The sequence below is a fragment of the Desulfovibrio sp. JC010 genome (assembly GCF_010470675.1).
Lineage (GTDB): Bacteria > Desulfobacterota > Desulfovibrionia > Desulfovibrionales > Desulfovibrionaceae > Maridesulfovibrio.
The window spans coordinates 25,732-31,857 of the sequence record NZ_VOIQ01000025.1 but is presented as its reverse complement, the minus strand read 5'-3'; the positions used below and the strand labels follow the sequence as shown (position 1 = coordinate 31,857).

The window sequence follows — 6,126 nt, the reverse complement described above, 5'->3', positions numbered from 1 at the left end:
CTTTTCTCCAAAATAAACACAATTTTCCCTTCTGATCCCAAATCTGACTTTGGTCGCACAAACTTGAGCTTTTCAAATTAAATCGAACGGAAGAAAGCATAATAAAACCCCGCTTTCCGAGAAAAGCGGGGTTAGTCAGCAATCTGAGGATAGCAGTCAATATGACTGCTATCCTTTTTTATAATAAATTTGGCTGTTGCGCCGGGATATTTATGCTTTTTTGACCACGGAAGTCTTAAGCATCATGGAGCCGAAGCCGGGGATTTTGCATGAAATATCATGTACGCCGTCTTCAGGTTCCACCAGTCTGATGTTTTTGACTTTGGTGCCTTTTTTGATGTCGGAAGATGCACCTTTGACCTTGAGGGTCTGGGTGACGATTACGGTGTCGCCGTCAGTGAGGACCACGCCATTTACGTCTTTATATACTTTTTCAGCAGCGTCTTCGGGCTGAAATTCAAGGCTGCACTCAGGACAGATGAGTACACTGCCGTCAGAGTATACGTATTCAGATTTGCACTGCGGGCAATTAGGTAAGTTTTCCATTGTCTTGAAACTCGTGGTTTGAGGTTGGTTATTATAATAAAAATGTTCCTGATAGTCGGGCGCAGTATTTGCTATTTGGCTTGATTTGTAAATCGTAAATTATGCAATGGGACGGGGCTGACTGCATCACTCTTCCCGGCCTCCCACGATGGGCAGCAGTACCGCGCCGCCTGCCAGCACCAGCACTGTTCCTATTGCGGGCAGGGTTCCGTAACCGAAAGCTTCAGCCAGAAAACCTGCGGCAAAAGCACTGAGCACCGCGGCAATGGCTGTCGTGGCGTTGAAGATTCCCACCGCCGGGCCTTCCTCCATATCGGAAAGCTGTGCTGCGAACGCTGTCCCGGCTACAATGAGCGGTGACCATGCAATGGGCTGGATAATGAACATGACCGGAGCCAGCCATGTATTCATACCGGTATCAATATAGGCCAGCAGGGCCAGCCCAAGTTGCGAGATGAGGGTCATAACCGTACCGATCATGACAACCTTTCCGTCACCTATTTTTTTGCCGATGACACCGGATGGCGCGTAGGCGAAAATTCCGAGAAAAGCGGCAATGGCATAGTAGGTTGAGGACGGCCCGGCAGCGATGGAATATGCTGATTTCATGAAGAGCGGATAGAGGTTGTAGATGATCCAGGTGCCGAACTGGATCATGAACCAGCTGATGATGAATCTGCCGTATGGTGTTTTGGCCTTTTTAGCCAGTTGCAGCAGATGTTGCCCGTTGAACCGTTCATAATGGTGTGTCTGCGGCAGTGCTCCGCGCGTAGTCATGTGGCGGCGTCTGTCCAGTTCTGGGGCTTCAGGTACATTTCTGTCCGCAGTTTTGGGAAGATCCATGCGTCCAAGAATGAACCCCGGAATCATCAACAACGCGGCGAAAATAAGACCCAGTTCCGGTTTCATCTGGAGCAGTGCGGCAAGCCCCAGCCCTACGGCCTGACCTGTTCCGTAAAAGGTCTGCAGCCAACCCACACGCTGGTCCCATTCACCCTTGGGCCGCCATTCCACAATGAACATTGCGGAAACAGTGTTCGAAGCTGCGGACCCGGCTCCCTGCAGCATGGAGAGAAGCAGCCAGAAAGGCAGATTGGACGCAGTGGGAAAGAGGGTCAGCCCAATGGCGAGCATGACGAATCCGCTTAGGAAAACAGTTTTGTGCAGGCCGGAGCGATCCGTAAAGGCTCCGATCACCGGGGCCAGCAATTGGCCGACATAAAAGAGAGCAACCACCACCCCGGCCTGTGCCGCTCCCCCTGCCTTGGCGATAACCAGCGGCAGAAGAATGGGGATGATTCCAAGTACTACCGCTCCCTGAAAAGCGTAACCTGCATACCAGCGTTCTGAATATTGTTTCCAGTTTATCATGCCGGGATTCTACTTGAGATGGACGGTGTTCGCAATGGCAGGGAAACTAAAGGAGTATTGGCAAATTATGAATGAAAGCGTAAAGCTTCAGATTAATATGATCTTACAGCATGGCACTGAACAGGCTTACTGATAAACCAGAGAAAGGGCTGATGGTATGAAAGATAAACTCAATGTCTGCGTTGTGGGTTCCTTCAGCGCAGGTGTGGCTGCTTTGCGGCAGCTGGGACATACTGTTTTACATATCACTTATTCCGGGGAACCGTTTTGCAATCTCCCGGAGATACTCGAAAAGAATGATTTTATCCCGGATCTGTTGTTGCAGGTGGAGGACCTTGGCAAAAGAACCCTGATTCAGGGGCTGGATGCTCTGGATTGCCCGACAATCTTTTGGGCCACTGATCCGCACCTGAATCTGCATTGGCACAGTCCGTATGGAAAGCTCTTTGACCTGACCTTATCCACCCAGCAGGCCATGGTCCCGTTTTTCAAAGCCGATGGTCTTTCTAATGTGCGCTGGCTTCCCGTATATGCGCCTCACATGGACTCTCCTCCTGTTTCCGGGCGGAAAAATGATATTGTATTTGTGGGCAGGCTCAGTGACCAACGCCCGGCCCGTACATGGATGGTGGAGTTTATCAGAAGCAGGATCGGTGACCGTAATTTTTCTGTAGAGCAATCATTGAGCTACGCTGAAATGCTTGAATTGTATCAGGATACTAAAATTATTCCTAACGAATCCATTCTGGGAGAGGTTAATTTCCGGCTTTTTGAGGGGACAGCATGCGGATGCCTGCTGCTCACGCAGGATTTGGGGGACGAACAGGCATCACTTTTTAAGCCGGGGCGTGAAATCGAAACGTATTCAGATGTTCTGGAATTGGAAGAAAAACTCAAATTGTATCTGGGTAACGACAGTCTGATCCAGAAGATGGGGCAGGCCGCTTATGAGCGGGTTCAATCCGAGCATCTGGCCGTTCACCGCATTGAGCGGATTCTGCAATATGCAGATGATGCCGTGCGCAGCAGGGCCGAAGGTGCAGAAGCTGAAAAATGGTTTGCCATCACCGCTGCTGCCATGTGGGAGTCCGGCCTGCTTGATGTGCCGCTCGGTGATGTGACCTCGAATCTTTCCGCGCTGCTGCAGGACCCGCAGGTCGTTGTTGCTACGCTTCGTGTGCAGGCTGTCGCCGGGTTTAATTCACTGCTGGAAAAAAATATCATGACCCTGCTTGGCGGTAATCTGTTCGAAAACAGTTTTGATTTGAACCTCACAGGATCGACAGCGGCTCTGCGGCTTAACAACTGGGACGGGGCCAAAGCGTTCTGGTATCGCCATCTTAAAGGTGCAGGTAAGTCCGACATGCTGCCGCCTAAAACACCTAAGGATCTTCTCATTCTCTGGGCCAAGGAATTAAAGTACCGCAACCGTTTGTTCCGGGGAGGTTTCCCCTTTGATTTCAAAAGGCACCTGCCCAATACCGCAGTTGATTGTCTTATGTCGCTTCACAATGCATGCCCGGATGATGTTGAAATTCTGAAACTTCTCGATGTAATGCTTCGTTCGCGCAAGGAACTGGATCAAGTACGGGGAAATTTTCTGTCAGCTCTTATTATGCACGGCCAGCATGACTGGCGGCTGATCTTTGAATCTGCCCTGACTGATCTGCGCAGCTATCGCCTTGAGCCCGGTATGGAGAAAATTCTGTTAGCCAAAAAAATTGCCCGGAAGAACGGGCAGGAAAGGGCGTTTGCCATGGCCTTGAAAGGCCGTGATGAGTCGGGGTTGATATCTGTGCGGATGGGGGAAGGTTAGAGGGGGAGGGGTGATATCTTTTGGTGGTCAGGATTCAATTTTTTGTATGCTTCTCAGTTCTCTTGCGTAATTTTCTATGTCTGGAAATAAAATTGAACGGCGAATGCCAAGTATGAGTAATTCTGTTTTGATCCTGTCTATATATTTTGCTGGAATAATGAATTTTTCTAAAAATGGACTTTGTTCATACTCATCCAGAGGTGTGTCCATGTCATGAAGAGTGAAGCATGACATCTGATTGAGCATCCTAAAGTCGTTCTGGCTGGCAATTACTGCAACGGGTCTAAATGAAGATGTTCTATTTTCAGGGAGTTTGAAGGCATTATGGCATCTTTCTTTTAGTTCCGGGCTTAGTGTACTTAAATTCGGCAGCGTTCCAAATTCATGTAAGGAAGAATTCAACAATCCGGGATTCAGCATGCTGATGGATGCGTCCTCTCCTTCCTTGTTGCCGGCTGTTGCGAAGTAAGCTGCGACCAAAGGGGACTCTGACCAATCAAGGAGTCGTGTTGGCAACCCATAATGCTGCATCAATACCAGCCAATCTCCATATTCTGTTTTTGCCGGACAATTATCTTTAAATATTTGTGCCTTCAGCATAAACCGCTGAATCATTTGTGATTCAAGGAGCGGATTGTAGTTTCGATATATATAAGGCAGCAGGGGCCATGATGATTTGCGCTGGCCGCGAAACCAGAGCATGTCATAGCCGGACAGTTTGATATATTCAATCAGATCAGAAATACATGTAATTGTTTTGTTGTGATGCGTCATATCTAAATCCTAGTTTGTAGCAAGATATAACCGTTTCTATTCTTGACTACAATCTCCAAAAACAGAAAAAGCCACCAAAGTTACGCCGGAAGTTGATTTCAAGGTTGCCGAAAAGATGGCTGCTGAAGGTATCAAACATTCCAAACATATGTTTGATGTTTGCCGTAATGGATTGGATATTAGTGAGTTCTCCGCATCTGCCGGGCTGGATCAAGATGTTGTCAAGGACATTACATGCATGTCTGATCTGGTACGTATTAATGGTGTGGGGCCGATTTATGCGCGGATTTTTTTGAAGATGGGAATTTATACTACTCAGGCAATCGCTGACAGCAATTGCACATCCTTATATAATGAGTTGTGTGTATGGACAGAAAAGATGAATCTTAAAGTTACGTTCAATGAGAATGATCTTCAAACTTGTATTGATATGGCGAAAGGATTGCCCGGGAATGTGTAAAAGAAAAAGCCACCAATCTTACGATTGATGGCTTCTCCGCGAAAAGTGGCGGAGCCGACGAGACTCGAACTCGCGGCCTCCGGCGTGACAGGCCGGCGTTATAACCAGCTTAACTACGGCTCCGCATATATTTATAAAGCGCGTTAAGCAGCGCTTGTTGACGGTGGTAGGCGGAACAGGGCTCGAACCTGTGACCCTCGGCTTGTAAGGCCGATGCTCTCCCAACTGAGCTATCCGCCCACGTCAGTGTGGTTTATCGTAAGCACCTTGAATGTCTGTCACCATTCGGTGTTGCTCACTGCCACGAGGAGGGATACTGCCGATGTCGGCCTGTTTTGTCAAACGAAAATTTTAATATTTTTAAAATAAATTCTATTCGTTTGAAATTGTTTGTTTTTTGTGTGCAATTCGGGCGAACTTTTCCATGCTTTCAATGGGGTTTTCGGTCTGGAAAATGTTCCGGCCGATGCAACAGCCTCGGCATCCTGATTCAAGGCCCTGCTGGGTGTTGTTCAGCGCGCCTTCCACATTCTGCCCCAGCGGCCCTCCGGTGACCAGTACCGGAACCGGGCTGGCGGCAACTGCTTTCATAAAGGTGTCCCCGTTGTTGGGGTAGGGTACGGCCACGATGTCCGGTCCCAGCTCGGCTCCGATGCGGATACAGTGGGCCACTAGGCTGGAATCATGTTCGTTGACGATCTGGCTGCCGCGCGCGAGCACTGTGGCCAGTACCGGGATACCCAGCTGATGCGCTTCATCGGTAATTTCGCCGAGATCCACCAGCATGCGGTCTTCCAGCTCATTGCCGATATTCACGTGCATGGAAACAGCGTCCGCGCCGAGGCGTAATGCTTCGGAAATGGAGCAGACGATGTTTTTATTGTACGAGGGCGAGCCGTGCCTTGTTCCGGCATTGAGCTGGATGATGAGGTTTACATCAGAAGGCACTAAGTGTCCGTAATGGCGGGCCAGTCCTTTGTTGAGGATGACTCCCTGAACACCGGAAGCGGGCAGTGATTCCAGAATGGACTGGATGGAGCCCAGTCCTTCGATCATGCCTTCATTGGCTCCGTGGTCGAGGGCCAGGATCAGCGAGTTTCCGCTTTCCTTGTCAAAAAGCCTTTGCAGGCGGCGGTTGGTTCCGTTCATTATGTTAATA

At 49.2% G+C, this 6,126-nt stretch carries 5 protein-coding genes, 2 tRNA genes and 1 pseudogene; 2 read left to right on the top strand and 6 right to left on the bottom strand.

All coding sequences use genetic code 11. The features are described 5' to 3' along the window. Positions 1 to 210: 210 nt before the first annotated feature. Complete coding sequence (locus FMR86_RS19895) at positions 211 to 546, bottom strand: zinc ribbon domain-containing protein YjdM (protein ID WP_163353166.1); 336 nt, start codon at positions 544 to 546, stop codon at positions 211 to 213. A 126-nt stretch (positions 547 to 672) separates the two neighbouring features. Next, complete coding sequence (locus FMR86_RS19890) at positions 673 to 1,917, bottom strand: MFS transporter (protein WP_163353165.1); 1,245 nt, start codon at positions 1,915 to 1,917, stop codon at positions 673 to 675. Between the two features lie 157 nt (positions 1,918 to 2,074). Here FMR86_RS19890 and FMR86_RS19885 point away from each other — a divergent pair, with 157 nt between their 5' ends. Beyond that, positions 2,075 to 3,733 (top strand): glycosyltransferase, encoded by a 1,659-nt coding sequence (locus FMR86_RS19885; protein ID WP_163353164.1) that lies wholly within the window; start codon positions 2,075 to 2,077, stop codon positions 3,731 to 3,733. 27 nt (positions 3,734 to 3,760) lie between these two features. Here the strand turns inward: FMR86_RS19885 and FMR86_RS19880 are convergent, their stop codons facing one another. After that, entirely contained in the window at positions 3,761 to 4,507 is a 747-nt protein-coding gene (locus FMR86_RS19880) for an FRG domain-containing protein (protein WP_163353163.1), read from the bottom strand. 112 nt (positions 4,508 to 4,619) lie between these two features. On the opposite strand from FMR86_RS19880, the pseudogene FMR86_RS19875 reads away from it, so the two are divergent. Beyond that, a pseudogene (locus tag FMR86_RS19875) lies at positions 4,620 to 4,967 on the top strand (DUF4332 domain-containing protein); the annotation flags it as partial. Between the two features lie 46 nt (positions 4,968 to 5,013). Here FMR86_RS19875 and FMR86_RS19870 read toward each other — a convergent pair. The 3 genes from FMR86_RS19870 to FMR86_RS19860 all read right to left on the bottom strand — a co-directional run bounded on the left by FMR86_RS19870 (position 5,014) and on the right by FMR86_RS19860 (position 6,116). Next, positions 5,014 to 5,090: transfer RNA gene (locus FMR86_RS19870), tRNA-Asp, on the bottom strand. A gap of 41 nt (positions 5,091 to 5,131) precedes the next feature. Continuing rightward, positions 5,132 to 5,207: transfer RNA gene (locus tag FMR86_RS19865), tRNA-Val, on the bottom strand. Positions 5,208 to 5,339: 132 nt separating this feature from the next. Then, on the bottom strand, positions 5,340 to 6,116 hold the full coding sequence (locus FMR86_RS19860; RefSeq protein ID WP_163353161.1) for a class I fructose-bisphosphate aldolase: 777 nt from the start codon (positions 6,114 to 6,116) through the stop codon (positions 5,340 to 5,342). Positions 6,117 to 6,126: the final 10 nt, after the last annotated feature.